Origin of the sequence: Aliamphritea spongicola, from assembly GCF_017051665.1 — a bacterium.
GTDB classification, from domain to species: Bacteria; Pseudomonadota; Gammaproteobacteria; order Pseudomonadales; family Balneatricaceae; genus Amphritea; species Amphritea spongicola.
On record NZ_JAFIDL010000004.1, the window covers coordinates 199,163 to 223,814 of the forward strand.

The 24,652-nt window shown below is 50.8% G+C and carries 25 protein-coding genes and 1 tRNA gene; 17 read left to right on the forward strand and 9 right to left on the reverse strand.

The window, feature by feature from the left end; all coding sequences use genetic code 11:
* Positions 1-4 precede the first annotated feature (4 nt).
* The 4 genes from rsxD to nth all read left to right on the forward strand — a co-directional run bounded on the left by rsxD (position 5) and on the right by nth (position 3,247).
* Positions 5-1,060, forward strand: a complete 1,056-nt coding sequence (gene rsxD / locus JYB63_RS14370) for an electron transport complex subunit RsxD (protein WP_205658585.1) — start codon at positions 5-7, stop codon at positions 1,058-1,060.
* Entirely contained in the window at positions 1,060-1,725 is a 666-nt protein-coding gene (rsxG, locus tag JYB63_RS14375) for an electron transport complex subunit RsxG (protein WP_205658586.1), read from the forward strand. Before rsxD ends, rsxG begins: the two co-directional genes overlap by 1 nt.
* Positions 1,725-2,435, forward strand: a complete 711-nt coding sequence (locus JYB63_RS14380; RefSeq protein WP_205658587.1) for an electron transport complex subunit E — start codon at positions 1,725-1,727, stop codon at positions 2,433-2,435. The genes rsxG and JYB63_RS14380 overlap by 1 nt, the downstream gene beginning before the upstream one ends.
* Before the next feature lie 176 nt (positions 2,436-2,611).
* Complete coding sequence (nth, locus tag JYB63_RS14385; RefSeq protein ID WP_205658588.1) at positions 2,612-3,247, forward strand: endonuclease III; 636 nt, start codon at positions 2,612-2,614, stop codon at positions 3,245-3,247.
* Positions 3,248-4,096: 849 nt separating this feature from the next.
* Here the strand turns inward: nth and yfaE are convergent.
* The 3 genes from yfaE to nrdA form a co-directional block, all read right to left on the reverse strand.
* Positions 4,097-4,363: a class I ribonucleotide reductase maintenance protein YfaE gene (gene yfaE / locus JYB63_RS14390; protein ID WP_205658589.1), complete on the reverse strand. Its 267-nt coding sequence runs from the start codon at positions 4,361-4,363 to the stop codon at positions 4,097-4,099.
* A 17-nt stretch (positions 4,364-4,380) separates the two neighbouring features.
* Entirely contained in the window at positions 4,381-5,511 is a 1,131-nt protein-coding gene (gene nrdB, locus JYB63_RS14395) for a class Ia ribonucleoside-diphosphate reductase subunit beta (RefSeq protein WP_205658590.1), read from the reverse strand.
* Between the two features lie 136 nt (positions 5,512-5,647).
* Positions 5,648-7,909 (reverse strand): class 1a ribonucleoside-diphosphate reductase subunit alpha, encoded by a 2,262-nt coding sequence (nrdA, locus tag JYB63_RS14400; protein WP_205658591.1) that lies wholly within the window; start codon positions 7,907-7,909, stop codon positions 5,648-5,650.
* Positions 7,910-8,375: 466 nt separating this feature from the next.
* On the opposite strand from nrdA, the gene JYB63_RS14405 reads away from it, so the two are divergent.
* The 5 genes from JYB63_RS14405 (at position 8,376) to JYB63_RS14425 (ending at position 10,560) form a co-directional block, all read left to right on the forward strand.
* A tRNA-Tyr gene (locus JYB63_RS14405) sits at positions 8,376-8,459 on the forward strand.
* Positions 8,460-8,602: 143 nt separating this feature from the next.
* A complete protein-coding gene (locus JYB63_RS14410; protein ID WP_205658592.1) occupies positions 8,603-8,851 on the forward strand; it encodes a TIGR02647 family protein in 249 nt (82 codons plus the stop codon).
* A 69-nt stretch (positions 8,852-8,920) separates the two neighbouring features.
* Positions 8,921-9,586 (forward strand): TIGR02466 family protein, encoded by a 666-nt coding sequence (locus tag JYB63_RS14415; protein ID WP_205658593.1) that lies wholly within the window; start codon positions 8,921-8,923, stop codon positions 9,584-9,586.
* 128 nt (positions 9,587-9,714) lie between these two features.
* Positions 9,715-10,230, forward strand: a complete 516-nt coding sequence (locus JYB63_RS14420) for a disulfide bond formation protein B (RefSeq protein WP_205658594.1) — start codon at positions 9,715-9,717, stop codon at positions 10,228-10,230.
* Between the two features lie 117 nt (positions 10,231-10,347).
* Positions 10,348-10,560, forward strand: coding sequence for a DUF2788 domain-containing protein (locus JYB63_RS14425; RefSeq protein WP_271273585.1), 213 nt, complete (start codon positions 10,348-10,350; stop codon positions 10,558-10,560).
* 78 nt (positions 10,561-10,638) lie between these two features.
* Here JYB63_RS14425 and JYB63_RS14430 read toward each other — a convergent pair whose 3' ends face one another.
* Complete coding sequence (locus JYB63_RS14430; protein ID WP_205658595.1) at positions 10,639-11,169, reverse strand: HugZ family pyridoxamine 5'-phosphate oxidase; 531 nt, start codon at positions 11,167-11,169, stop codon at positions 10,639-10,641.
* A gap of 147 nt (positions 11,170-11,316) precedes the next feature.
* On the opposite strand from JYB63_RS14430, the gene kdsA reads away from it, so the two are divergent.
* The 3 genes from kdsA (at position 11,317) to JYB63_RS14445 (ending at position 15,782) form a co-directional block, all read left to right on the forward strand.
* Positions 11,317-12,162: a 3-deoxy-8-phosphooctulonate synthase gene (gene kdsA / locus JYB63_RS14435; protein ID WP_205658596.1), complete on the forward strand. Its 846-nt coding sequence runs from the start codon at positions 11,317-11,319 to the stop codon at positions 12,160-12,162.
* A 163-nt stretch (positions 12,163-12,325) separates the two neighbouring features.
* Entirely contained in the window at positions 12,326-14,377 is a 2,052-nt protein-coding gene (locus JYB63_RS14440) for an SUMF1/EgtB/PvdO family nonheme iron enzyme (RefSeq protein ID WP_205658597.1), read from the forward strand.
* Positions 14,378-14,381: 4 nt separating this feature from the next.
* On the forward strand, positions 14,382-15,782 hold the full coding sequence (locus JYB63_RS14445) for a DUF4139 domain-containing protein (protein WP_205658598.1): 1,401 nt from the start codon (positions 14,382-14,384) through the stop codon (positions 15,780-15,782).
* On the opposite strand, the gene JYB63_RS14450 is transcribed toward JYB63_RS14445, so the two are convergent.
* Entirely contained in the window at positions 15,779-16,240 is a 462-nt protein-coding gene (locus tag JYB63_RS14450) for a tetratricopeptide repeat protein (protein WP_243431996.1), read from the reverse strand. The two genes, JYB63_RS14445 and JYB63_RS14450, sit on opposite strands and share 4 nt — an antisense overlap.
* Before the next feature lie 183 nt (positions 16,241-16,423).
* Here JYB63_RS14450 and cysK point away from each other — a divergent pair, with 183 nt between their 5' ends.
* Both cysK and JYB63_RS14460 read left to right on the forward strand, forming a co-directional pair.
* Positions 16,424-17,392 carry a cysteine synthase A gene (gene cysK, locus JYB63_RS14455; RefSeq protein ID WP_205658600.1) on the forward strand — a complete coding sequence of 323 codons (969 nt, stop codon included), beginning with the start codon at positions 16,424-16,426 and terminating at the stop codon, positions 17,390-17,392.
* Positions 17,393-17,681: 289 nt separating this feature from the next.
* Positions 17,682-18,668, forward strand: a complete 987-nt coding sequence (locus JYB63_RS14460) for a sensor domain-containing diguanylate cyclase (protein WP_243431997.1) — start codon at positions 17,682-17,684, stop codon at positions 18,666-18,668.
* A gap of 72 nt (positions 18,669-18,740) precedes the next feature.
* Here the strand turns inward: JYB63_RS14460 and JYB63_RS14465 are convergent, their stop codons facing one another.
* The 3 genes from JYB63_RS14465 to JYB63_RS14475 all read right to left on the reverse strand — a co-directional run bounded on the left by JYB63_RS14465 (position 18,741) and on the right by JYB63_RS14475 (position 21,899).
* Positions 18,741-19,697, reverse strand: coding sequence for a Dyp-type peroxidase (locus JYB63_RS14465; protein WP_205658601.1), 957 nt, complete (start codon positions 19,695-19,697; stop codon positions 18,741-18,743).
* Between the two features lie 71 nt (positions 19,698-19,768).
* Positions 19,769-20,599, reverse strand: a complete 831-nt coding sequence (locus tag JYB63_RS14470) for a sulfurtransferase (protein ID WP_205658602.1) — start codon at positions 20,597-20,599, stop codon at positions 19,769-19,771.
* A 22-nt stretch (positions 20,600-20,621) separates the two neighbouring features.
* A complete protein-coding gene (locus tag JYB63_RS14475) occupies positions 20,622-21,899 on the reverse strand; it encodes a tryptophan--tRNA ligase (RefSeq protein ID WP_205658603.1) in 1,278 nt (425 codons plus the stop codon).
* Between the two features lie 267 nt (positions 21,900-22,166).
* On the opposite strand from JYB63_RS14475, the gene JYB63_RS14480 reads away from it, so the two are divergent.
* The 3 genes from JYB63_RS14480 (at position 22,167) to yaaA (ending at position 23,644) form a co-directional block, all read left to right on the forward strand.
* Complete coding sequence (locus JYB63_RS14480) at positions 22,167-22,457, forward strand: hypothetical protein (RefSeq protein WP_205658604.1); 291 nt, start codon at positions 22,167-22,169, stop codon at positions 22,455-22,457.
* A 76-nt stretch (positions 22,458-22,533) separates the two neighbouring features.
* Positions 22,534-22,767 carry a DUF2789 domain-containing protein gene (locus JYB63_RS14485; protein ID WP_205658605.1) on the forward strand — a complete coding sequence of 78 codons (234 nt, stop codon included), beginning with the start codon at positions 22,534-22,536 and terminating at the stop codon, positions 22,765-22,767.
* A gap of 100 nt (positions 22,768-22,867) precedes the next feature.
* A complete protein-coding gene (gene yaaA / locus JYB63_RS14490; RefSeq protein WP_205658606.1) occupies positions 22,868-23,644 on the forward strand; it encodes a peroxide stress protein YaaA in 777 nt (258 codons plus the stop codon).
* A gap of 64 nt (positions 23,645-23,708) precedes the next feature.
* Here the strand turns inward: yaaA and JYB63_RS14495 are convergent, their stop codons facing one another.
* Positions 23,709-24,614, reverse strand: coding sequence for a Tim44 domain-containing protein (locus tag JYB63_RS14495; protein WP_205658607.1), 906 nt, complete (start codon positions 24,612-24,614; stop codon positions 23,709-23,711).
* Positions 24,615-24,652: the final 38 nt, after the last annotated feature.

Consider the following 24,652-nt stretch of genomic DNA (forward strand, 5'->3'; position numbering starts at 1 on the left):
CATTATGGCTTTAATAAGAATTACATCTCCTCATACGCACCGTCCCGGAAACACCGGTGATGTAATGCGTACAGTTATCCTGGCAACACTGCCGGGAATGGCAGCAATGACATTCTTTTTCGGCTGGGGCACCCTGATTCAGGTTCTCTGGGGCTGCCTGCTGGCGGTTGGCTTTGAAGCCGCCATTATTAAACTGCGCAAGCGCCCGGTCAGCTTCTACCTGCAGGATTACAGCGCAGTGGTTACCGCGGTTCTGCTGGGACTGGCGATACCGCCATTTGCTCCATGGTGGGTGATGTTTGTCGGCATCCTGTTCGCCATTGCCATCGCTAAGCATATGTATGGCGGCATGGGCAGCAACCCGTTTAACCCAGCCATGGCAGCTTATGCACTACTGCTGGTGTCCTTCCCAGTCCCGATGACCAGTTGGAGCGCCCCGTTTGTCATGGTAGGTGAAGGCTGGAATATCATCAGCCTGACAGACTCCCTGCAATTCATTTTTGCCGGTATTCAGCCTGCCCTGTATGACGCCTTTTCCATGGCTACACCACTGGATGTAATGAAGCACAAAGGCGGCTTTACCACTGAAGAAATGTGGAACCAGAGCGAACTGCTGGCCAACGGAATCGGTGCCTGGCACGCCGTCAGCGCCGCTTATGTAATGGGCGGCATTTTCCTGCTGTACCGCAAAATTTTCACCTGGCATGCGCCGGTTGCCATGCTGGGCACTCTGGCACTGGTTTCCACCCTGTTCTTCCTGATTGATCCGGATAACTACCCCGACCCGTTCTTTCACCTGACCACAGGTGCAACCATGCTGGCGGCCTTCTTCATCATCACGGACCCGGTTACCTCCTGCACCAGCAACAAGGGCAAACTCTGGTTTGCCGCCGGTATCGGCCTGCTGATCTTTATTATTCGCAGCTGGGGCAACTATCCGGACGCCGTTGCTTTCGCCGTTCTGCTGATGAACCTCAGCGCCCCCTTTATTGACCAGTACACCCAGCCACGTACCTACGGGCATGCAAAAGCCAAACGCGGCATGAAGGGGAACAGCTAATGGAAATGCTTACCGCTATCCGCAACAGCGCCGCCGGCCTCGGCATCTTTGCAGTTGTCACCGCCGGTGCGATTGCCCTGACACAGATATCCACCGAGCAGCGCATTGCTGACAACATTAAAGAACAGCAGGCAAAAGCGCTTTACGAAATCGTGCCGCGTAGCAGCATCGACAATGAACTGCTCAACGACACGCTGATTATCAGAAAACCTGAGTTGACCGGCGAAAACGAAGCAACCGCTTTTCGCGCCCGTCGCAACGGCCAGGTAGAAACGGTTATCATGCCGGTGGTTGCACCAGATGGTTATACTGGCGCAATCTCTCTGATTGTAGGCATCAACCGGGATGAAAGCCTGGCTGGCGTCCGGGTACTGGCTCACAAAGAAACGCCCGGTCTTGGTGATAAGGTTGAACTGAAAAAGTCAGACTGGATCTTAAGTTTCAATGGCCAGCACTATGACGGTGACGATGATACCGAATGGGCCGTAAAGAAAGACGGTGGCCGCTTCGACCAGTTTACCGGTGCTACCATTACCCCGCGGGCAATTGTTAACGCTACCAAAGCGGCTATACATTATTTCCGCGAAAACAAAACCGCGTTACTGGATGATCCTCAGCCACAGGACAACCAGGCAGCAACCACTCAAACAACGGGAGCAGAGTAATGGCGACCGATTACCAGAAAATCACTTTAGACGGCCTCTGGACGAATAACCCGGCACTGGTACAACTGCTGGGCCTGTGCCCCCTGCTTGCGGTAACCGGCACCGTCGTTAACGCACTGGGCCTGGGCATTGCCAGTATTCTGGTACTGATAGGGTCAAACCTGACGATCTCCATGTTCCGTCACTTTGTGCCGGACTCTGTCCGCCTGCCGGTATTCGTGATGGTTATTGCTTCCTTCGTAACCTGCATCGAACTGCTGATGCAGGCATTCACCTATGAGCTGTATACCATTCTCGGCATCTTCATCCCCCTGATTGTAACCAACTGCGCAATTATGGGCCGGGCGGACGCGTTTGCCTGTAAAAACCCGGTAGGCGCCTCACTGCTGGACGGCGTAATGATGGGACTGGGCTTCACCCTAGTGCTGGTATTACTGGGGGCAATGCGTGAGATTCTTGGCCTGGGCACCCTGTTTGCAGATATGAACCTGCTGTTCGGCCCTGCTGCTGAAAATTGGAAAATCACCCTGGTTGATGACTATAGCGGCTTCCTGTTTGCAATTTTGCCACCGGGCGCTTTCGTTGGCATGGGGCTGATTGTCGCCGTTAAGAACATCATTGATCAGCGCCTGGAAGAACGTCGTAAGCAACAACCAAAAGCGCCGTCAGAAGGCCCTAAACGGGCGCGTATTACCGGCAACATCAGCTAACCCTGATCGCTGATATTCAAACCTGAAAATACCGGCTTGCTGCCGGTATTTTTTTACCCGCGGTTTAACACCCTTACCTGCAAACAGCCTCTTTACGCCCTTCAATTACGCGTGAAGGCCAATTAAGATAAAGCCTATTAAAAAAGCGCCACGAGCCACATAAAAAAGCCAACATAATGAACAAGACCAAACGCCAGGAAATTTTCACCCGCCTTCGCAACGATAACCCCAACCCGGTGACAGAACTGGAATACAGCAACCCGTTCGAGCTTCTGGTTGCCGTCGCACTGTCAGCACAGGCAACAGATGTCAGCGTCAATAAGGCTACCCGCAAGCTGTTTCCCGTCGCCAACACCCCTGAAGCCATCTATGCATTAGGGGTCGACGGCCTCAAGGAATACATCAAAACCATCGGGCTGTATAACTCCAAAGCCGAAAACGTCATCAAGGCCTGCAAAATCCTGATCGATAAGCACAACTCTGTGGTACCGGAAAACCGTGAAGATCTGGAAGCTCTGCCGGGGGTCGGCCGCAAAACCGCCAACGTGGTGCTTAACACCGCTTTCAGACAGATTGCCATGGCCGTTGATACCCATATATTCCGTGTATCCAACCGCACTAAAATCGCACCGGGCAAGAACGTAAACGAAGTGGAACAGAAGCTATTGAAATTCGTACCAAAAGAATTCCTGATGGATGCACACCACTGGTTAATTCTCCATGGTCGCTACGTCTGCACCGCCCGCAAACCCAAGTGCAACAGCTGCATGATTGAAGACCTTTGTGAGTTCAAAGATAAAACAGAACTCTGAACAATAGTTAACAATCTAACCGCCCTTCCGCCACCTATCACACCAAGCTCTGTACCGCCTGAACAAACATACCTGCTTCAGGCGCGCTCTCCTGACTAAACACCTGCTTTCCGCATCTGACACCCGGCTATCCAAATCGTCAACCCAGCCTTCTCCCAGAAGCTAAAACACCTGACATTACAGGCAAAAGCACTCAGATAATTCAGACTTAAAACCAACCTGAAATGTAACTGAAAGTTACCCCCACTTTCTGTGGATAAAACTGTTTACAACTATTGGACACCCGCCTGAAAGCCGCATAACTACAGGCTTTGTTACAGATCGGTCACATTTAACACAAAACAATTAAACATAACAAATTCAATAACTTACAAACAAACAAGCGTTGTAATTAAAAAATAACTAAACAGTTATTCAAGAAAAAAAGCCTTGACAAGCAACTGTGGACTTTAAATTTTTCAATCAAAAAAGAAGGGTTACTAAACTGATTAAATAACAACCAATTTTCATGCCAGACTGACATTAAAAACTGTTTTTTTCATTTTCAGCCAGGCTACTCAAACATTGGTTTTCAGGAACGCATAAACAGGCTCATTGAGACTACAAAGTTACTTCTGCAGAGATATCTCTTAAACGACGGTATAGCGCTACCTTCAGCTCATTAATTGATCAATTACTGTACAAGCCAATAAAACGTGAAAATAAAATTCAAACAAAACTGTTAACAATTATTTACACAAATGGAACATTTTTCCGGCGTCAAAAAATAGCAGCACGCCATTTAGCCGCGACAAGAGAGAGCAGAACGAGGAAAAAACGAACGTAACGGGAGTTGTGGAAAACTGAGAATCAGTCTTCCGGTATTTCGATTTCTATATGCCCGACAGGCTTACAGCAGCAGGTCAAAATCTCATCGCCTACAGTATCAAACAGCGCATCCTGCACCTGTTCAACTTCACCGTCGATTAGCCTGACTTTACAGGTGCCGCAATAGCCACCGCGGCAATTATAAGGCGCAGGAATTTCCTGCGCCTCCAGAGCATCCAGCAATGAGAACTCATACTGGTAATAGAACGTACCGTGGTGATTGACCTTAATCCTTGGAATACCACTCATGACTCAGCCCTCAAAGATCAAAGATCAAAATCATCAAAGTCGCTTTCATCAACTTCGTTATCGATTGCACCCACCAGGTAGGAACTGATTTCCGCTTCCTGTGGTGCAACCTGTACGTTATCACTCACTAACCAGGCATTCATCCATGGCAGTGGGTTCTGGCGTGCCGGGAAGATCTCTTCCAGACCAACAGCCTTCATACGTACGTTAGTGATGTATTCAATATAATCACGCAGAATCTGTGCATTCAGACCGATCATAGAACCGCCACTGAACAGGTAGTTCGCCCAGTCTTTCTCCTGTTCAGCCGCCTCACGGAAGATTTCAATCACTTCGTCATGACATTCAACCGCAATCTTCTTGAAATCAGGGTCATCAGCGCCGGAGGACAGCACGTTGATCATGAACTGCGTACCGGTCAGGTGCAGCGCCTCATCACGGGCGATCAGCTTAATGATCTTGGCGTTACCTTCCATAATTGCCCGCTCAGCGAAGGCAAAGGAACAGGCAAAGCTGACATAAAAACGAATCGCTTCCAGCACGTTTACGGATACCAGCGTCAGGTACAGTTTCTTTTTCAGATTGTACTTAGTGGTATCAAACAGCTTGCCGTCTACGGTATGACGCCCTTCACCCTGAATCAGATAGATGTTGGTTAACTCAATCAGCTCGTCGTATAAACGGGTAACACTCTGGGCCCGCTTAACGATTTCTTCATTAGTCACAATCTGATCAAACACTTCAGACGGCTCATTCATGATGTTCCGGATGATGTGCGTATAAGAGCGGCTGTGAATGGTTTCACTGAACGACCAGGTTTCCAGCCAGGTTTCCAGTTCCGGTAACGAAACAATTGGCAGGAACGCAATGTTCGGAGAACGGCCCTGAACACTGTCCAGCAGGGTCTGGTACTTCAGGTTGCTCAGGAAGATGTGCTTTTCATGCTCCGGCATACCCATGAAGTCTTTACGGTCAGTGGACAGATCCACTTCTTCCGGACGCCAGAAAAAAGATAACTGCTTTTCAATCAACTTTTCAAAGATCGGATACTTCTGCTTGTCATAACGGGCAACGTTAACGTTATGGCCGAAGAACATCGGCTCTTTAGTGCTGTCATTAAAGGTCGGATCAAAAGTTGAATATAGCATCTGGTATCTTAATTTTTGCGAGCTTGGAATCATCACGCCGGAAAGAAAAATCCGGCGGCACTCATATTCGGGTATCCGGCTTTACGCCGGGAAGCACTCAGTCGGCCAGCCTCAGAGATGACTGGCCGAGAGGCAATTAAAGCTTACAGGCTCCGCTTTCACAACCCATATCATCGTGCTGGTCAGTCGCACCGTCACGGGTGTTGTGGTAGTACAGCGTCTTAACGCCGTACTTATAAGCGGTCAGCAAATCTTTAAGCAGCAACTTCATTGGCACTTTTTCGCCCGGGAAGTTGGCTGGATCATAGTTAGTATTTGCTGAGATAGACTGGTCAACAAACTTTTGCATGATACCGGTCAGCTGCAGGTAACCATCGTTGCTCGGAATATCCCACAGCAGCTCATAGTCATCTTTAAGCTCAGTGTACTCAGGTACAACCTGCTTCATAACACCATCTTTACTGGCCTTCACGCTGACATAACCCCGTGGCGGCTCAATGCCGTTGGTAGAGTTAGTAATCTGTGAAGAAGTTTCACATGGCATCAGAGCTGTCAGTGTACTGTTACGCAGACCGAACTCACGGATATCAGTACGCAGAGTTTCCCAGAAATAGTGCAGTGGCTCTTCACAGAAGTCATCCACTTCACGCTTATAGGTATCAATCGGCAGCAAGCCTTTTGAATACGTAGTTTCATCAAACTTGGAGCACGCACCCAGCTCTTTAGCCAGTTCATTAGAAGCTTTCAGCAGGTAGTACTGAATTGCTTCAAAGGTCTTGTGCACCAGGCCATTTGCGGAACCGTCAGAGTAGCGCACACCGTTCTTCGCCAGATAGTAAGCAAAGTTGGTTACACCCACACCCAGTGTACGGCGGCTCAGAGATGCCTGACGGGCTGCTTCAATCGGGTAATCCTGATAGTCCAGCAGGCTATCCAGGGCACGGACAATCAGGTCAGCCAGATTTTCCAGTTCATCCAGATCTTCCAGCGCACCCAGGTTAAATGCAGACAGAGTACACAGGGCAATCTCCCCCTTGTCATCATTTACATCAGACAGAGGCTTGGTTGGCAGTGCAATTTCCAGACACAGGTTAGACTGTTTAACCGGTGCCACAGCCGGATCGAACGGGCTGTGCGTATTACAGTGGTCAACGTTCTGAATGTAGATACGGCCGGTAGAGGCACGCTCAGATGCCAGCAGACCAAACAGCTCAACCGCTTTAACGGTTTGCTTACGGATAGAGTCATCCTGCTCATACTTCACATACAGGCGCTCAAACTCGTCCTGATCCGCAAAGAATGCATCGTACAGCCCCGGCACTTCGTGCGGGCTGAACAGGGTAATGTTCTGACCTTTAATCAGACGCTGATACATCAGTTTGTTCAGCTGAACACCGTAATCCAGGTGACGAACACGGTTTTCTTCAACACCACGGTTATTCTTCAGAACCAGCAGAGATTCAACTTCCAGGTGCCACAGTGGATAGAACAGCGTTGCTGCACCGCCACGGACGCCCCCCTGAGAACAGGACTTAACCGCTGTCTGAAAGTGCTTATAGAAAGGAATACAACCGGTGTGGAACGCTTCACCCTGACGAATCGGGCTGCCCAGTGCACGGATACGACCAGCATTAATACCGATACCCGCACGCTGACTCACGTACTTAACAATGGCACTGGCAGTTGCGTTGATAGAATCCAGAGAATCATCAGATTCGATCAGTACGCAGGAGCTGAACTGACGGGTCGGTGTCCGAACACCGGCCATAATAGGTGTCGGCAGTGACAGCTTAAACAGAGAACAGGCGTCGTAGAAACGCTTCACGTAATCCAGACGGGTCGCTTTCGGGTAACCCGCAAACAAGCAGGCAGCCACCAGCATATAAAGAATCTGCGGGCTTTCAAAAATCTCACCGGTAACCCGGTTCTGTACCAGGTACTTACCTTCCAGCTGTTTAACAGCCACGTAGCTGAAATTCATATCCCGGCTGTGATCCAGGTAATCGTTCAGTTCATTGAATTCTGCTTCGCTGTAATCTTCCAGCAGGTGCCTATCGTAACGCTTATCGTCAACCATTTTGGCAACGTGCGTCATCAGGTGTGGCGGCTCGTAACTGTCGAACGCGCGCTTACGCAGGTGGAAAATCGCCAGACGCGCTGCCAGATACTGGTAATCCGGCGCATCTTCAGAAATAAGGTCTGCAGCAGACTTGATCAGCGTCTCGTGAATATCTGCTGTCTTAATGCCTTCATAAAACTGTATATGTGCTTTCAGTTCGACCTGAGATACCGAAACATTCTGCAATCCCTCTGCCGCCCAGATTACAACGCGGTGAATTTTTTCCAGGTCGATCTTTTCCTTTCGACCATCTCTTTTGGTAACCATCAAGTCCTGCATTACGCGCTTCCCACCAATGAATAAACTGAAATCAAACCTTGCCGTCACTGCAGCGGAACAGTCTGTTCAGCAACAATGGAGTCGGACTGTATAAAATCCAAACAAAACAGACCCTTAATAAAGCAGTGAACAACACTATATATAGTGCAGGGTCATACAGCAGACACCCAATATAGATACTAAGAAGTTAAATTCAATATTGATTTTGCTATCTGATAGGTGTAGCCAGATAAGAACCAAACCCATTAACAGTTGGCAAGCCCACTGGTTTCAGTACCTCCGGCGGGACAGTTAAACTAAAGCCGTGTTTCAAAAACTTTTATATGGCGATTAAAAGTTTCATAGAAAAAATCTATTGAATTTTTCTGCGGGCTGCAGCCCTCCCGATGAGTAACTTTTTTTCACTTTTTTACGTTTTAGATGTTTACAAAACGCCTCGGCACACATAAGATTCACGCCCTCTTCTGGTGGGGTTCCCGAGTGGCCAAAGGGATCAGACTGTAAATCTGACGCGCAAGCTTCGGTGGTTCGAATCCACCTCCCACCACCATCTTCTTCCTGAAGATGATTCATGATTAAACCGATTTCTCCTGTTTATTTCTTTCTGACTGTGCCAGAGTTGATCCATGCCGGTGTCGTAACTGTTTTTACCGGTACAATCACCTGAAGCATACCCGTATAAGGAAAGTCACTATGCCTTGTAATCATGAGATTGCCGAAGAGATTAACATGCTGATCCGTTTCAGCCAGACCAGTACCCTGCAGGGTATAAAAGTACATGCAAATGCCGATTCCGAGGTTATTGCAGCCACCTCGCGGCTATTCGACAAAGGCTTAATTTCCCAGCAGGACGGCGGCTACCTCACCCCACTGGGGCATGAAGCTGCTGATCAGGCCCATTGTCTGTTAAATATCCTTACACCGCCAAAACCCGCAGCCTGATGATCACCCCGCGCTGTACAACAACTACAGCGCTTTATTTACCATCTCAACCTACGATATAGGACCACAATGAGCGGCGAGCCATTCCTGATTGAAGATATGAATGTCTGGGAAACACGCATGTTTAGCGTTAATTACCCGGAACACAGTAAAAACCGGCAGGCTCTGTTAACGGCTATCGAAAACATCCGTCAGCAACAGGAAGAAGCCATTGCCAGTTACGTCGCCCCCACCGCCAAGCACAAACTGTATGAAAGCAGCCTCGATTTGCTCGATCAGCCAGTACCGGCTCTGAGCGATCTGAAGGTATTTCTTGAAGATATGCTGACCACCGTCGCATATGCGGTGAATGAAGAATTCTGGCCGGAAGAAGTGCAGGCTCAGGCCAGTATTATCGAATCCTGGTTCCACGTAACAGAGAATGGGGGCTACCACGACACCCATTCACATCCAAACTGCTCCTGGTGCGGTATTTATTACCTGCAGGCAGGCGAAAGTGGCATTGAAGAACGTAACGGCGTAAACCGTTTTTATGATCCCCGCCACGGTGCCGACCAGTATCTGGATGCAGGTACGGCTTACCTCAATGCCGCCGGCACATGGGACTTCGCCCCTCAGGAAGGGCAGATTGTTATTTTCCCGTCTTATCTGAAGCATGCCGCCATGCCCTATTTTGGCTCCCAGGCACGCATCGTACTGGCCTTCAACAGCCAGGTGAACTTCCTCGAAGAATGACATAACGCTTCCCTCCCCTTTCAGAAACCTTTCCTGGGGAGGGGAAATTAAGCTTAATCCATTGATTGAACTTTATTTTTCACTTAGCCTCACAACATCTAAATCAGGGATTTACAGGTATTGTAATTATGTTGCACCATGCTGCCGCACTCGGAAAACACGCTGGCTTCTGGCTGACAATTATTCTTGTTGGCTGTGTACTTGAAGGCGTTGCACTGTTTTATCAGTACGTTTTAGATTACGGCCCCTGCGTGCTCTGTATTCATATCCGTATCTGGATTCTGGCCCTTATTGCCCTGGCCGTACTTGCGCTGTTCCTGAGACGCTACCGGATTCCCAACCTGTTACTGCAAATACTCAGCCTCGGGGCGGCCGCTGCACTGCTTGAGCGCTCCTGGATGGTATTTGCGGTTGAACGCAACCTGATTGAAAGCAGCTGTGAAATGTCCACCGGGCTGCCCTCATGGTTCGCTGTGGATCAGTGGTTCCCGGTGGTATTTGAGCCATGGGAACTGTGTGGCTACACCCCGGACCTGTTACTGGGCATCACCATGGCCGAAGGCCTGATGGTTATTTCGCTGGCTGCCGTCGCAGGATTTGCCGCCGTGCTTATTGGCAGTTTCAAATACCCCCACGCGGAATAACAGCCCGGCAGCGAAAGCTTCCACCTTCGTTTTATTCCCTGTACAATCGCGCTCAATTTTTGAACAGGCCCGGCACCGCCGGGCTGATTGCAACCCTTTATCTTCAAGAGGTGTACTGTGCGTCTAGCAGAGATCGAAGGCATCATGATGAACGTAGGCATCGCAGTATTTGCGGCCTTTATCTTTTTCATCATTTACGATTTGGCAAAAAAATCCAACGCGGGGAAATTCGGAACTGTGATTCTGTTCTTTGCCCTGGGCCTGGGCCTGGCAGCCTTTCTGGTTAAAACCGTTGCAGTGTATATGATTGAAGGTGGCGGAGCCGCCTGATTAAGACCTGTTACTGAGCGTTTAGCCAAACGCTCAGCATTCTGTTTCAGTCTTCAGCACATCATTCCTTTAAGACCATCACTTTTTTAAGTCGTCCGGCCCCACGTGACGCAAGCTGAAATCCGTTGTATCAATATCATAGGCCTTACCGAATCCCACCACATAACGCCCGCTGACCGGCTGTAATGCAAACAGCCTGAAATCACTTAATCCTTTCAGCACCCCGACAGTAGACCCGAATACGTCTTCCAGATCAGCCAGTACCGGCTCAAACGCCAGTGCATCCCTCGGTACTTCCAAGGCCCTGCACACAAAGCTCGCCCGCCGCCGGGCAAACGGATTACGGTTACCGGCCTCATCCTCAATAAACATGACAGATGTACTCTCACTGGCCATCAGATTACGGGTATGCGCTGCCAGCTCGCTGATAAACACGTAGAACACACCGTCACGCCAGATAAACGGGGCATAGCTGACATCCGGCCAGGCATCAGCAGCAGTCACGCCACTCAGGCTGCCCGCCACCAAAGAACCCAGCATCAGAGACTGACGCTGATTAATAAATGTCTGACATTCTTCTGCCAGCTTAGCCAGATCCTGCTCACTCATTCCATGCTTCCTGTGATCTTGTAATCAGGCCTCTAATATACCGCAAACCCTTCGGCTAGCGTATACTAATGCCATTTTTAAGCCGTCTGTCATACCCTGAAACTGATCCGTGACAGACCATCGCAACACCACTAAGGAATCGCCAGGATGCAACAGAAAACCGTTAAAGCCGGTCATATTGAAATCAGTAACGAAAGCCCGATGGTTCTGTTTGGCGGCATGAATGTTCTGGAGTCCCGGGACCTGGCCATGCGCATTGCTGAACACTACGTCGAAGTTACCCAAAAACTGGACATTCCTTACGTATTCAAAGCGTCTTTTGATAAAGCCAACCGTTCTTCCCTGACCTCTTTCCGTGGCCCCGGACTGGAAGAAGGCCTGAAAATCCTGCAGGAAATCAAACAGACCTTTAAGGTACCGCTGATCACTGACGTTCACGAACCTCATCAGGCAGCACCGACTGCCGAGGTCTGTGACATCATTCAGTTACCGGCTTTCCTTTCCCGCCAGACCGATCTGGTTGAAGCCATGGCGAAAACCGATGCCGTGATCAACATCAAAAAAGCGCAGTTTCTGGCACCGCAGGAAATGAAGCATATCCTGAATAAAGCCGAACAGGCAGGTAACGATAAGCTGATCCTGTGCGAACGGGGCAGCAGCTTCGGCTATAACAACCTGGTGGTTGATATGCTCGGTTTCTCGGTGATGAAAGAGTTTGGCTATCCAATCATGTTTGATGCCACCCATGCCCTGCAAATGCCTGGCGGTCGCAGTGACAGCGCCGACGGACGCCGGGCACTGGTTGCCCAGCTTTCCCGTGCAGGTCTGGCGCAGGGCATTGCCGGCCTGTTCCTGGAAGCCCACCCTAACCCAAGCGAAGCAAAATGTGACGGCCCCTGTGCGCTGCCACTGGATAAGCTCGAACCTTACCTCCAACAGATGCAGGCTGTTGATCAGCTGGTTAAAAGCTTCCCGCCACTGATTACTGAATAATCTCTGCCCACCTGTCACCCCGGCAATGTCCTGCATCCGGGGTAACAGGCTGTTATACAAACCTTTTCCCGCTTTTTTGCCCCATCCCACCCGGCCGCTTCACTATACTTTATTCATGTTCTATTATGGGCTGATAAATCATCAGGGATTAGGCCGGTAATGTATGGTGGATTCTCAGCAAGCCCTCTATAACGGACTGAAAGCCGAACAGATTATCGGCCCGGATCACCATCCGTATAAACTGCTGACCGCACTTAAACCCACAATACTTGGCCAGCTCTGGCAAGCCGAAGACCTCTCCACCAGCACGGGCGCACTGGTCAGCCTGCATATTATCAACCCTGTATTCAGCCGGCACAGCGGCTTTATCGAGCACATTAAAAAGCAGGTTAGCCTCAGCAAGCGCCTTAAACATCAGTATCTCGCAGATCATTACGGCATATTCAAACACCGTGGCGGCTTGGTGTTAATTGCTACTGAACGGCTGGATGGCCTGACACTTGCCCAGTTACTAAGCAGCGGCGCCCACAAAAAGCTCAGCCGTGCCCAGAAAGAAGGTTTACTGATTCAGCTGGCACTGGCGCTGGACAGCATTCATGCCAAACTGGCCAACCCTCACCGCAGCCTCAGCCCGGAGATGGTATTCGTTAACCGTCAGGGCGGTGTCCGGCTAACCGGTTATCATCTCGCTGACAGCCTTGAATGTATCAGTGAGCAACTAAAAGAGCCTGCCAGTTACCTGGCTTATCAGGCACCGGAATGCTTTCATCCGGAACCGCTGACTCCAAAAGCCGACATATACGCCTATGCCGCCATCATCTATCAATTACTGAGCGGTAAAGCACCGTTTCGGGCACAGGATGATGAAGCCAGCCGGGTACGCATTGAGCTGAAACCTCTGAAAATGCTGACCGCCACCCAGTGGCAGTCATTGCAAAGCGCCTTTTCCACCGACCCGGACGAGCGCCCGGCAACCGCTTCCCAGCTTATTCAGAGTATTCTTCAGGAAGAAAATGAAGAACCGTTACCGAACATAAGGAAACCGGAAGCGGAAGGCAATCTTTCAGATGAAGATCTCAGTGACAACAGTGCCGGCAAGCAAAGCCTTCGCGACAAGATAACGGGCCTGACGGCCTGGCGACCCAGCCGTCCGCAAATATTGGGGTTGGGTATTTTTACCGCCGGTATGCTGGTTGGTGCAATCGCCACTGCTGCCATTCTGATGTTGCAGCAAGCACGCACAAACACTGCACTGACAAACAGCCTGGCGGAAATCGAAAACCTCCGCAATCAGTTGGAACAGCAGGCAACCGAGCAACTAGCAACCAATGAAGATTACCAGGCGCAAATTGATGCTCTCAAAGACAGCCTCACAGCCCGTACCGATGAAGTAGCCTCACTGGAAGCCCAGCTGCTCAAAGCCAAATATCCCGATGCGGATGCCAAAACACTGTTTACCGACCAGCTTACCGATGGCTTTAAAGGCCCACAGATGGTGATCATTCCCCGGGGACGCTTCATGATGGGCGACCAGCAACTGATCGGCGATGATAACGAACTGCCCAGCCACGAAGTTAATATTGGCTATAAGTTTGCGCTGGCCCGCAATGAAATTACCTTCAACGACTATGATCATTACGCCCGCGCTACCGGCCAGCCCCTGCCTGATGACAATGGCTGGGGACGGGGCAACCGACCCGTGGTCAATGTCACCTGGCAACAGGCCAAAGCCTACACCCAATGGCTGGCGGATATCACCGGACAGCCTTATCGCCTGCCGACCGAAGCCGAATGGGAATACGTGGCCCGGGCTGGCTCAGACAGCAACTACTGGTGGGGCGAGGAACTGGAACCGGAACGGGCGGTCTGTGGTGAATGCGGCAGCCCATGGGACGGAAAACAAACCGCCCCGGTGGGAAGTTTCCCCGCAAATTCATGGGGAATTCATGACATGAGCGGTAATGTCGACGAATGGGTGGAAGACTGCTATCAGGATTCTTATATCGGCGCACCGGTAAACGGCGACGCCCGCCGGGATGGCAGCTGCGAATTTCGTGTCATGCGCGGCGGCTCCTGGTTTGATATCGGCCGGGTTATCCGTTCTTCCAGCCGTTACCGCCACCCGCCCAATGCCAGCAAAAACACCTGGGGCTTCCGGGTTGCTCTGAATTTACCGGAAGATACACCGGACGTATCAACGCTTAACGAGGAATAAAATCATGCACAGGTTTGTTACCGGTGTCGTCTCTTTGCTCACCCCGGCGCTGACGCTCGCCGCCGGAATCAGCATTGATGCCAGCCAGCAAAAATCACTGACAGTTACCCTGTATAACGACAACCTTGGGCTTGTCAGAGACACCCGTCAGTTACCGGCCATTCCCGCCGGCGAAAGCATATCCGTACAGGATGTCAGCCATCAGATGATGAGCGAAACCCTGCGCCTTGAAAATGCCGGTGAAGTACTGGAGCAAAACCTCAACACCAACCTCATCAGTACTCAGGCACTGTTACAGCACTATATAGGCAAAAACCTGCAAGTGGCCCGCACCAATCAGGCAACCGGTCAGGAAACCCGGTTTCCAGCCCGCCTGCTCAGCTTCAGCGGGCAACTGGCGACCATTGACCGTGACGGCAGCATAGAAAGCATCCCGGTAAACAGCAATGGCTGGCGATTCATCTTTCCAGCCCTGCCGGAAGGCATGCAGTCCAAGCCGAGCCTGGAAATCACCACCGCCGGCAGCAAAGCCAACCGTGAAGCCGTACTGACCTATCTGACCCGCGGCCTTAGCTGGCAGATGGACTACGCCATGACACTGAACCAGCAGGGTGACCGGTTAAGCCTCGACGGGCTGGCAACACTCAACAATCAGACCGGGGTCGACTTCAACAACAGTAATATTCTGCTGATGGCCGGACAGGTTAACCAGCCACCACAAAACCTGCGTTACAAACAGGAACGGGGCATGATGGCTATGGCAATGGCCGATGGCATGGAAAGCGGCCAGCCACAGCAGTTACAGGATTATCAGCTCTATAAACTGCCCCGCACAACCAGCCTCAAAACCGGCCAGACCAAGCAGGTTAACCTGATCAGCTCGGACATGGTAAAAACCGAAAAAACCTACCGGTACCGGTTCCCCGTGTACCCGGGACTGGACCACAACGAATACCGTGAAAAACCGGCTATAGAACTGAGCTTCAGGAACACTGCCGACAGCAGTCTGGGCTTTCCGCTACCGGCCGGTAATGCCCGGGTATTCAGCCCTGATAATGACAACCAGCTCCAATTCATCGGCAGCGCCCGGGTGGAACATACGGCCACCGGTGAAACCGTTCGCCTGCCGATCGGTAAAGCATTTGATCTGAGTATTAAACGCCAGCAGACCGACTTCGAAAAAGTATATAACGGTCATAAAATGCGCCAGACACTGGAAGTCCGTAACAGCCGCAGTACCGCTGCTAAGGTAACGCTGAATGCAGACTTCTCTCAAGACTGGAAAATTGAAGATAGCAGCCACGCCTACACCAAATCAGCAGCAGGTCAGGCTCAGTGGGTTATCGATATTCCCGGCAACGGCGTAACAACGGTCAGTTTCAGCGTACAGCTACTGCAACCTTAACCACCAAAACGCGCCTGTTGCGCCTTCCAGAACGCCAGCTGTCCGGGATCCGCCAGCTGGTGTAAACCGCCTGACTCATACACCTCAATCAGACGCTTTATTGCCAGAACATGCCCCTTCTCACCCGCCTGGCGATAAAACTTCAGTGCCTTATCAGCATCTTCACCAATTACCGGATAACCCTGTTCAAATAAACGGGCAATCTGATACGCAGCCTTAGCATCCCCCTGCTCGGCTGCGCGGCGAAGGTAAATCGCCCCCTGAATCCGGTTGGTCTCATCCTCTCCCCGGTAATGCAACAGGTGCCCATAGACCGACAATGCTTTAGTACTGCCGTTATCCGCTGCCTTACGGAACAGCTTCATGACAAGCTGATGCTTTGCTCTGGACGATTTCAGCAGCGAGCTGCGAAACGCTGCAAAAGCCAGCCAGCCCAACAGGGGCGCTATAAGTTTCATAACCAACCGCATTGCCATCCTCACCGGAAAACCAGAATAAAACCGATAAAACCAATTTTATTTCAGGCTGACTAAGGAATACATCGATATTTGTCTTGCGTTAGTTATTGCGCTGCGCTTAAATCGAAAAGTTATAGAAGTTATTTCTCTTATTACTTATTTTAGTGAGATCAGGACATCCCCATGAACAGCTTCAGTGATAATTCCCTATCAATCGGTAACACTCCATTAGTACGCCTTGGCAAAATTGCACCACAGGCTAATGTTTACGCCAAAATAGAAAGCCGTAACCCTGCCGGTTCAGTAAAGTGCCGGATCGGTGCAAACATGGTCTGGGCCGCTGAACAGGACGGCCGTCTGAAGCCCGGTATGACACTGATCGAGCCAACCAGCGGTAACACCGGTATTGCACTGGCTTTCGTTGCAGCGTCCCGTGGCTACAAACTGGTTCTGACCATGCCTTCTTCTATGAGCATTGAGCGCCGCAAGCTGATGAAAGCACTGGGCGCAGAAATCGTACTGACGGAACCTGCTAAAGGCATGAAAGGTGCAATCGCTAAGGCGGAAGAACTGGTTGCCGAAAATACTGACAGCTACCTGATGCTGCAACAGTTTGAGAACCCGGCTAACCCTGAGATCCACGAAAAAACCACCGGCCCAGAAATCTGGCGTGATACTGAAGGTCAGATTGATATTCTGGTGGCAGGCGTTGGTACCGGCGGTACCATCAGCGGCACGTCCCGCTATATTAAACAAACCGAAGGCAAAGCGATTCATTCAGTCGCAGTTGAGCCAACGGATTCTCCGATCATCAGCCAAACCCTGAATAATGAAGAATTGCAGCCAGCTCCACACAAAATTCAGGGCATTGGCGCCGGCTTCGTACCAAAGAACCTGGACCTCTCTCTGCTGGATGAAGTTTCACAGGTAAGCAATGAAGAAGCCATTGAAATGGCCCGTCAACTGATGGTTAAAGAAGGTATTCTGGCAGGCATCTCTTGCGGAGCAGCGCTGGCAGCTGCCGTTAAGCAGGCAGAAAAACCGGAAAACCAGGGCAAGAATATTGTCGTAATCCTGCCGGACTCCGGCGAGCGCTATCTGTCTACCGCACTGTTCGAAGGCATGTTCAGCGATAACGAAAACGTCCAGTAAGAATCCCCCCCTCTGTAACAGACCTGCCCTGCAGGTCTGTTTTCGTTTTCAGGCAATCTCCACAAAATGGAGAATCATGCCCCCATTTTCAAACAAATCCGGTTGCGATTTCCCAGGGTTAAAACCATACTGGCAATTAATCAAACCAACATTTGGTTAAGACTAAGGAATCAGGTCGCAAACATACTGCATTATCTGGTTTTAGTACGCTTAACCGGGTGACCTGATGAATACTGGTTTATCCCCAGCGTCGTTCTGGCGGGCAGAACCAGCACGATGACAGGTTACGATGATGATAGATACCCAAGCTTGCCTTTCCCGCCATCCGCACCCTAACCTTGATCTGGAAAAATGGCAGACAACTGTCGACCTTATGGCCGAGCTGTTCGACTCAGCCTGTGGCACCATCGTACAGTTTCGCCAGCAGGAGTTTAATGCCGTTGTTGCCAGCCTGAATGAAGATAATTTTCTGCAGCGTAATTCAAGCTGGCCATGGGATATGAAAAGTTTCTGTCGCCGTATAGTCGAAACAGGTGAAGGGCTTTATGTCGAAAACGCACCGTGCAACAGTGAATGGAAAGATGCTCCGCCGGTTGCAGAAGGCCCGGTACGGTCGTATTTCGGCATGCCGATTACCTGGCCGGACGGTACTCTTTTCGGCACCATCTGTGTTATCGATAAAAAACTGTCCGACTACTCTGACACCCAGCTGAAAATACTCGAACAGTTCCGTAACCTGATCAATGCCGACCTGCATATGCTGATCAGCTATGAAGAAATTAAGGCGCTGGCGATCACCGACGAATTAACCCAGGTGCATAACCGCAGAGGCCTGAACCTGTTGGGCGAACAGCGCTTTAAGGATGCACGGCGCTTCGACCAGCATATCGGCATGGTGTATATCGACATTGATAACTTGAAACAGCTCAATGACACCGAAGGGCATCAGGCAGGCGACGCCTGCATTACCGGTCTGGCAAACACGCTGCAAGAAAACTGCCGGGACAGCGATATTATCGCACGAGTAGGCGGTGACGAATTTCTGGTCATGATGCTGACAGATAACGAACAGCAGATACAAACATTTTGTCAGCGAATCGAGCATCAGTTCAGCGAACAATTAAAACAAAATCCCTCCTTCCGCATGAACAGCCTCAGCTATGGCTATTGCTTTACCGAAGTCGTTGATGACACCTCTATGGAAGCGATGATCGATAAAGCAGATAAGCACATGTACGAAAACAAACAGGCGAATAAACTGCACCGCTCAGCCTGATCAGCCACCGTTTTCAGGACAAAAAAATACCTGCGTCATGCAGGTATTTTTTTAACCTAAAACAAATCTGTTTTAAGCGTCTTTCCAGCTTTCCAACATTGTCAGCCCCGGCGCAAAGAATGACTGCCCCGTCACCGCTACGGTGTAGTCCAGCAGTTTGTCGTAAGCACCACCCTGCTCTTCACCATGAAACATACTTTCCAGCATCTGAGTAAAAGGTACTGCCGACGCGCCGAAAGAAGCGAACAGCAATCCCCGTTTCGTCAGATCACCATAAGGCATACTGTGTCGCAGGATTTCAACCGACTTACCCTGCGTATCTTTCAGGGATGTCCGTTTGGTATGGGCAAAGCTGGCTTTATCCGCACCGGCATACTCAACATTGTCTGTTTTGGTACGGCCGATAATATCTTCCTGCTGTTTAACCGCCAGCTGACTCCAGCGCTGCAAATCATGCTCGTAACGCTGCAGGTGAATATAACTGCCGCCGGCAAAGGCTCCGTCAGCGATCACAGCAACCGCAGCCCGGTCATCTCCCTGAGGGTTCTCAGTACCGTCAACAAAACCGGTCATATCCCGACTGTCCAGATAGCGGAAACCGTGGACCTGCTCCACCAGGACAACATGCTCGGCAAGCAAGGCGTGCAACCGGGACGCCATTTCGTGATTGATATCATGGCGGTTACTGCGGATATGCAGCAACAAATCCGCCGGGGTCGCCGGCGCAGACAGCTGATCCCGCTGCTGCTGAGGAAAAGGTAATAACTCAGCAGGACGCTGAGTAGCATCAAACTGATCCCAGACCTGCTCACCGACAGCAACCGTAACATGCAGTTCAGCACCGGCTCCGGACTGGGAGGAAGTATCTTCCATCGCCCGGGTCAGCACCGGTACCTGCGCCAGCAAATGCTTCAGACGGGATACATCAGCTTCAGGGGATAAATCATACGTAATAAACAGTGCATCACTGTTTGCTTCAGCAATGACACCTGACTGACAGAGAGCCTGTGCAGCACTTGTTTCTGTCATACCTCACTCCTTTTCTGCTTTACCGGCCTGATTTGGCGTGCCGGCAGCTATCTTTCTGACTTTCTGAATACTCAGGCCGGCGGATGGTATTTTAACCATTCACTCCATGACCCAGGATACACCCGGGAACCGGACAGCCCAGCAATTTCCATCGCCAACTGATTGTGACAGGCGGTAACACCGGAACCACAATAATGTATCACCTGCTCAGCAGGCACATCCTTTAACAGAGCCAGCCACTCAGCCTTCAGCACATCTGCCGGCTTAAAGCGGCCATCACTGCTCAGGTTATCCTGTAGCGGCCGGTTCAGTGCACCGGGAATATGTCCGGCAACCGGATCAATCGGTTCCTGCTCACCGTTATAGCGCTCTGCCGTTCTGGCATCCACCAGACAGCTGTCCGCAGCAAACTGCGCAACCTCTTCCCGCTCAGCAATCATTGAATGATCGTAACTGTTCAGCCGGACAGTGCTCGAATGGGGCATAATAAACTCTGTTACCACCGGAGCTGAGGCCGCCAGCCAGGCCGGATAACCACCGTCCAGCACTGCCACATCCCGCACCCCGATTGCTTTCAGCAGCCACCAGGCACGGGCAGCCATCGCACCACCGCAGTCATCATACACAACCACCTGTACATCTGGCCGGATACTCGTGGCTTCGCACAACTCAGCAAACTTATCCAGTGCCGGTAACGGGTGCCGGCCGGTCTCATCGGTAACCTCAGCCGCAAGATCTTTATTAAGATCCACGAACAGCGCACCGGGAATATGGCTCGCCTGATACGCTTTACGGCCCTGATTAACATCCATCAGATTAAAACGGCAGTCCCAGATCACCAGGGCACTGCCACGCTCAACCTTTGCTTTCAGATCATCAACGCTGATCAGAGTCTGATTCATAGGTTACTCCGTCATTTCCGGGTTACAGATACTGAGCGAACTCTTCCTGCAAAACATCCAGCTCATTCTGGGCTTTTTGCTTCGCCTTCTTCTTCAGACCTTCCACCTCAGCAGCTTTAGCAGCCAATACTTCACGGGCAGCCGCTGCTTTGTCATCGGCCTGTGCGACCTGCTCCAGCACCGACTTAAGCTGCATCAGAATACCGCGACGGCGGCCTTCTTCAGCCCGGGCAATCTGCTCGGCGGATTTTTCCTTCTTCAGCTCTTCCTGCTGCACCGGTGCCGCTTCAGTGTAGGTCAGCGGGCGGATACCGGCAGCAATGCGTGCCTGTGCCAGGAACGGGGTTGCAAACTCACGGGCTTTGGCCGCACCTTTATGCAACTGCTGCTCAACAAAGGTCAGATCCTGCATCAGACGGTTATATTCTTCACGGGGCTTGGTCAGGTACGCGTCCAGATATTCGAAGAGCTGCTTCTTAGCATCACCCCAGCCGATACCGTTTTCGAACTGACGGCGCATGTCGGCCTGCTCTGCTTCAGTGGCAAAGTTAGCAAACAACTGGAAGATTGTGCTGTTGTCCGCATCTTTAGGCTGACCCGGCTCCAACGTATCGGTCTTAATCTGCTTGATCAGCTTGTAAAGCTCATCGGAGCTGGCAAACAAAGGAATCGTGTTGTCATAGCTCTTGGACATTTTGCGACCGTCCAGACCCGGGATCAGCTGAGTCTGCTCATCAACCTGTGCCTGTGGCAGATTAAACAGTTCACCATAGGTATGGTTGAAACGTCCGGCAATATCACGGGCCATTTCAATGTGCTGAATCTGATCCTTACCCACCGGGATAATATCCGCATTAAACATCAGAATGTCCGCAGCCATCAGAATCGGATAGCTGAACAGTCCCATGGTGACATCATCATCTTCCTGCTTGCCTGCTTCACGGTTCGCATCAACGGACGCTTTATAGGCATGGGAGCGGTTCATCAGTCCCTTTGACGTCATACAGGTCAGAATCCAGGTCAGCTCTGTAATTTCCGGAATATCCGTCTGGCGGTAAAAGGTTGCTTTATCAGTGTCCAGCCCCAGCGCCAGCCAGGTCGCGGCAATTTCCCGGGTTGAACGGGCAACACGGTCCGGATCATGACATTTGATCAGTGCATGGAAGTCCGCCAGGAAAAAGTAGCTGTTAAAATCACTGTTCCGGCTTGCTTCGATCGCTGGTTTGATCGCACCCAGATAGTTACCAATGTGCGGGGTACCGGTGGTTGTTATACCAGTAAGAACAGTCTGTTTAGTCATCTGAATTCTGCTTAGGTCTGAAAAATTACAAATCTCAAAAAAGGCCGGCACCTGATCAATACCGGCACCTGGAATAAGGCCATCCATGATACTCGCTGCGGGCCTAATTAGAAACGCACAGTGACGCTTTTTCTCTGTTACCGTCCGGCTATCAGATCTGACCCACGCCTTACTATAGGTTTAAGGATTTCAGTGCTTTAACACTGGGTTCAGTACCGGCCCCGGGGTATAATCCGGGACTTCGTGATAACACTGAAAGGAACCGACATGACCGAATTGCTCCCGTCATGGATTGTACTGGCCTCGGCACTCGGGTCTCTGGCATTTCTGATCGCCACCGGACCTGATAAAAAACCCGCTACTCTGGTGAATCGCCTGCTGATGGCCGCCTTATGTTTTATCGGTGGCTTTCTGTTATCTGCCGTATATTCCCGGGCTGCCGGCGAAACAACCGAACCTATGATTGTTGCTATTCTCGTCATGATAGGCACCGCAGGCTCTACCGCTATTTTCCGTACCATTGAAAAAAAGCATCAGGCCAACAACCGCGACAACTGATCACTTTTGACAAGTCTGGCGAACCCGCTAGGCTTTTTAGGGCACCCGTAATTAAATCCCCTGACGGAGGCCCTCTATGGATCGTTCATTACACAGCATCAATAATTTGTTCGCGCAGCTGGGATTACCCTGCGAGGACCATGAGATTGATCAGTTTATCCGTACCCATACCCTTTTCAGCCAGCGAATCCGCCTTGACGAAGCCACTTTCTGGACACCAAGCCAGGCAAGCTTCATTAAAGAATCACTGGATTTCGATTCAGACTGGTCTGAAGCGGTGGATGAGCTGAATACCCGTCTCCATGCCTGATTAAATTTCCCTATCCTGACGATACACTTTCTAAACTTTCAGTTTGCCGGCCAGTGGTTTACCATCATGACAAATTCACTGGCCGGGTATACTCACAACCATGCTACTTGTTATTTCTCCAGCAAAAAATCTAGACTACGACACCCCTGCAACAACTGACACTTACAGCCAGCCAGACCATCTGGATCATGCTGCTAAGCTGATTGAGCAGCTGAAAGATTTTGCGGTTCAGGATATTGCCGAGCTGATGAAACTCAGCGATAAACTGTCAGCACTGAACGTTGCCCGCTACCAGAGCTGGCACCCGGACTTCAACACTGACAACGCCAAACAGGCGGTACTGGCCTTCAACGGCGATGTATATACCGGCCTGAATGCCCCTGCCTTCAGTGAAGAAGAGCTCAACTTTGCTCAGCAACATTTACGCATTCTGTCCGGTTTATACGGTTTACTCCGTCCGCTGGACCTGATGCAGCCATACCGTCTGGAAATGGGCACTAAGCTGGCAAACCCGCAGGGTAAAGATCTGTATGCGTTCTGGGGCAATGTCATCACCGATGCTCTGAACGAACAACTACAGGCGCTGAACAGTGAAGAACTGGTTAACCTTGCATCCACCGAGTACTTTAAATCGGTCAAGCCTAAGGGCCTGAATGGCCGGGTCATCACCCCGGTGTTTAAAGACTGGAAAAACGGCCAGTACAAAATCATCAGCTTCTTTGCCAAAAAAGCCCGTGGCCTGATGTGCCGCTACGCCATTGAAAACCGCATTCAGAATGCAGAAGACCTGAAAGGATTCGATCTGGCAGGCTACCAGTATGACGAAAGCCTTTCCAAAGGTGACACCTGGGTATTCACCCGCAAAGAAGCCCTTTAAAAGCTACAGATACAAAAAAGGCGCTGCTCCCAACAGGACAGCGCCTTTTTTATTACCTGTTCAATCAGGAAGGCTGCTCGATACCCACAATCATCCAGTCGGCATTTTCCTGAGACATATCACGCATCAGATGCCACAGCTCACTGAATTCTGTGGTCTGATCGCTGTCTTCCTTCATCCAGCCATAGAAGTTAATGGTCGCAATCACGTGATCGCCGTTATCGATGAAGTTAGCCATTTCAGCCATCACGGATACTACTTCTGTATGCTGAGCGTCAGCCAGTTTTGCACGCTCAGTCTGCAGGTGATGCAGTACATCCGGGGAAACATAGGTCTGGATATCATCCCAGTCATTGTTATCCCACGCCTTTTGCAGGTGCGCAAAATGCTGTTTGCCACCTTCCAGGAAATTGTTTTCATTAAACCAGGTCGGTAACACGAAGCCACGGCCACCAAAACCACCGCTGTTAAAACGGGAAGGTTTAGCTACCGGCTCAGACGCCTGGAAGTTTTGTGGCTCAGATGTTCTGAAGTTCTGCTGATGATTCCCACTCTGCTGACTCATACCGCCCATACCGGCACCCGCGCCGGCATAATTTGGCCGGGAGCCCTTCTTAAGTATCGAGAAGATCTTAAACGCTACAAAGGCCAGTAAACCGATCAGTAAAATATCCATGAACTGGATACCGTCGAAACCGTCACCAAAGAACATTGCACCTAACAGACCACCGGCCAGCAAGCCTGCCATCAAACCACCAAAGCCACTGCGCTTCTTAGGCTGCGTAGTCTTGCCCGCCGTATTCGTTGCCGTTTTCTGGCTGGTAGGCGCCGCTGCAGGCTTAGTCGATTTAGGGGTAGAAAAAGATTTACCAAAGCTCTTGCCGCCACCGAACCGCTTGGCCTCTGCGTCCGGTGCAACCAGACCAAAGCTGAGAATACAGGCAAAAAGAGTTACTAACAGGGTACGCATATCATCTCCTGAATCATGCTGGTTTTTCAGTAACAGTT

Coding starts and splice junctions, on each gene's coding strand:
- rsxD (WP_205658585.1), top strand. CDS start 5: ATGGCTTTAATAAGAATTACATCTCCTCATACGCACCGTCCCGGAAAC.
- rsxG (WP_205658586.1), top strand. CDS start 1,060: ATGGAAATGCTTACCGCTATCCGCAACAGCGCCGCCGGCCTCGGCATC.
- JYB63_RS14380 (WP_205658587.1), top strand. CDS start 1,725: ATGGCGACCGATTACCAGAAAATCACTTTAGACGGCCTCTGGACGAAT.
- nth (WP_205658588.1), top strand. CDS start 2,612: ATGAACAAGACCAAACGCCAGGAAATTTTCACCCGCCTTCGCAACGAT.
- yfaE (WP_205658589.1), bottom strand. CDS start 4,363: ATGAGTGGTATTCCAAGGATTAAGGTCAATCACCACGGTACGTTCTAT.
- nrdB (WP_205658590.1), bottom strand. CDS start 5,511: ATGCTATATTCAACTTTTGATCCGACCTTTAATGACAGCACTAAAGAG.
- nrdA (WP_205658591.1), bottom strand. CDS start 7,909: ATGCAGGACTTGATGGTTACCAAAAGAGATGGTCGAAAGGAAAAGATC.
- JYB63_RS14410 (WP_205658592.1), top strand. CDS start 8,603: ATGCCTTGTAATCATGAGATTGCCGAAGAGATTAACATGCTGATCCGT.
- JYB63_RS14415 (WP_205658593.1), top strand. CDS start 8,921: ATGAGCGGCGAGCCATTCCTGATTGAAGATATGAATGTCTGGGAAACA.
- JYB63_RS14420 (WP_205658594.1), top strand. CDS start 9,715: ATGTTGCACCATGCTGCCGCACTCGGAAAACACGCTGGCTTCTGGCTG.
- JYB63_RS14430 (WP_205658595.1), bottom strand. CDS start 11,169: ATGAGTGAGCAGGATCTGGCTAAGCTGGCAGAAGAATGTCAGACATTT.
- kdsA (WP_205658596.1), top strand. CDS start 11,317: ATGCAACAGAAAACCGTTAAAGCCGGTCATATTGAAATCAGTAACGAA.
- JYB63_RS14440 (WP_205658597.1), top strand. CDS start 12,326: ATGGTGGATTCTCAGCAAGCCCTCTATAACGGACTGAAAGCCGAACAG.
- JYB63_RS14445 (WP_205658598.1), top strand. CDS start 14,382: ATGCACAGGTTTGTTACCGGTGTCGTCTCTTTGCTCACCCCGGCGCTG.
- JYB63_RS14450 (WP_243431996.1), bottom strand. CDS start 16,240: ATGAAACTTATAGCGCCCCTGTTGGGCTGGCTGGCTTTTGCAGCGTTT.
- cysK (WP_205658600.1), top strand. CDS start 16,424: ATGAACAGCTTCAGTGATAATTCCCTATCAATCGGTAACACTCCATTA.
- JYB63_RS14460 (WP_243431997.1), top strand. CDS start 17,682: ATGATGATAGATACCCAAGCTTGCCTTTCCCGCCATCCGCACCCTAAC.
- JYB63_RS14465 (WP_205658601.1), bottom strand. CDS start 19,697: ATGACAGAAACAAGTGCTGCACAGGCTCTCTGTCAGTCAGGTGTCATT.
- JYB63_RS14470 (WP_205658602.1), bottom strand. CDS start 20,599: ATGAATCAGACTCTGATCAGCGTTGATGATCTGAAAGCAAAGGTTGAG.
- JYB63_RS14475 (WP_205658603.1), bottom strand. CDS start 21,899: ATGACTAAACAGACTGTTCTTACTGGTATAACAACCACCGGTACCCCG.
- JYB63_RS14480 (WP_205658604.1), top strand. CDS start 22,167: ATGACCGAATTGCTCCCGTCATGGATTGTACTGGCCTCGGCACTCGGG.
- JYB63_RS14485 (WP_205658605.1), top strand. CDS start 22,534: ATGGATCGTTCATTACACAGCATCAATAATTTGTTCGCGCAGCTGGGA.
- yaaA (WP_205658606.1), top strand. CDS start 22,868: ATGCTACTTGTTATTTCTCCAGCAAAAAATCTAGACTACGACACCCCT.
- JYB63_RS14495 (WP_205658607.1), bottom strand. CDS start 24,614: ATGCGTACCCTGTTAGTAACTCTTTTTGCCTGTATTCTCAGCTTTGGT.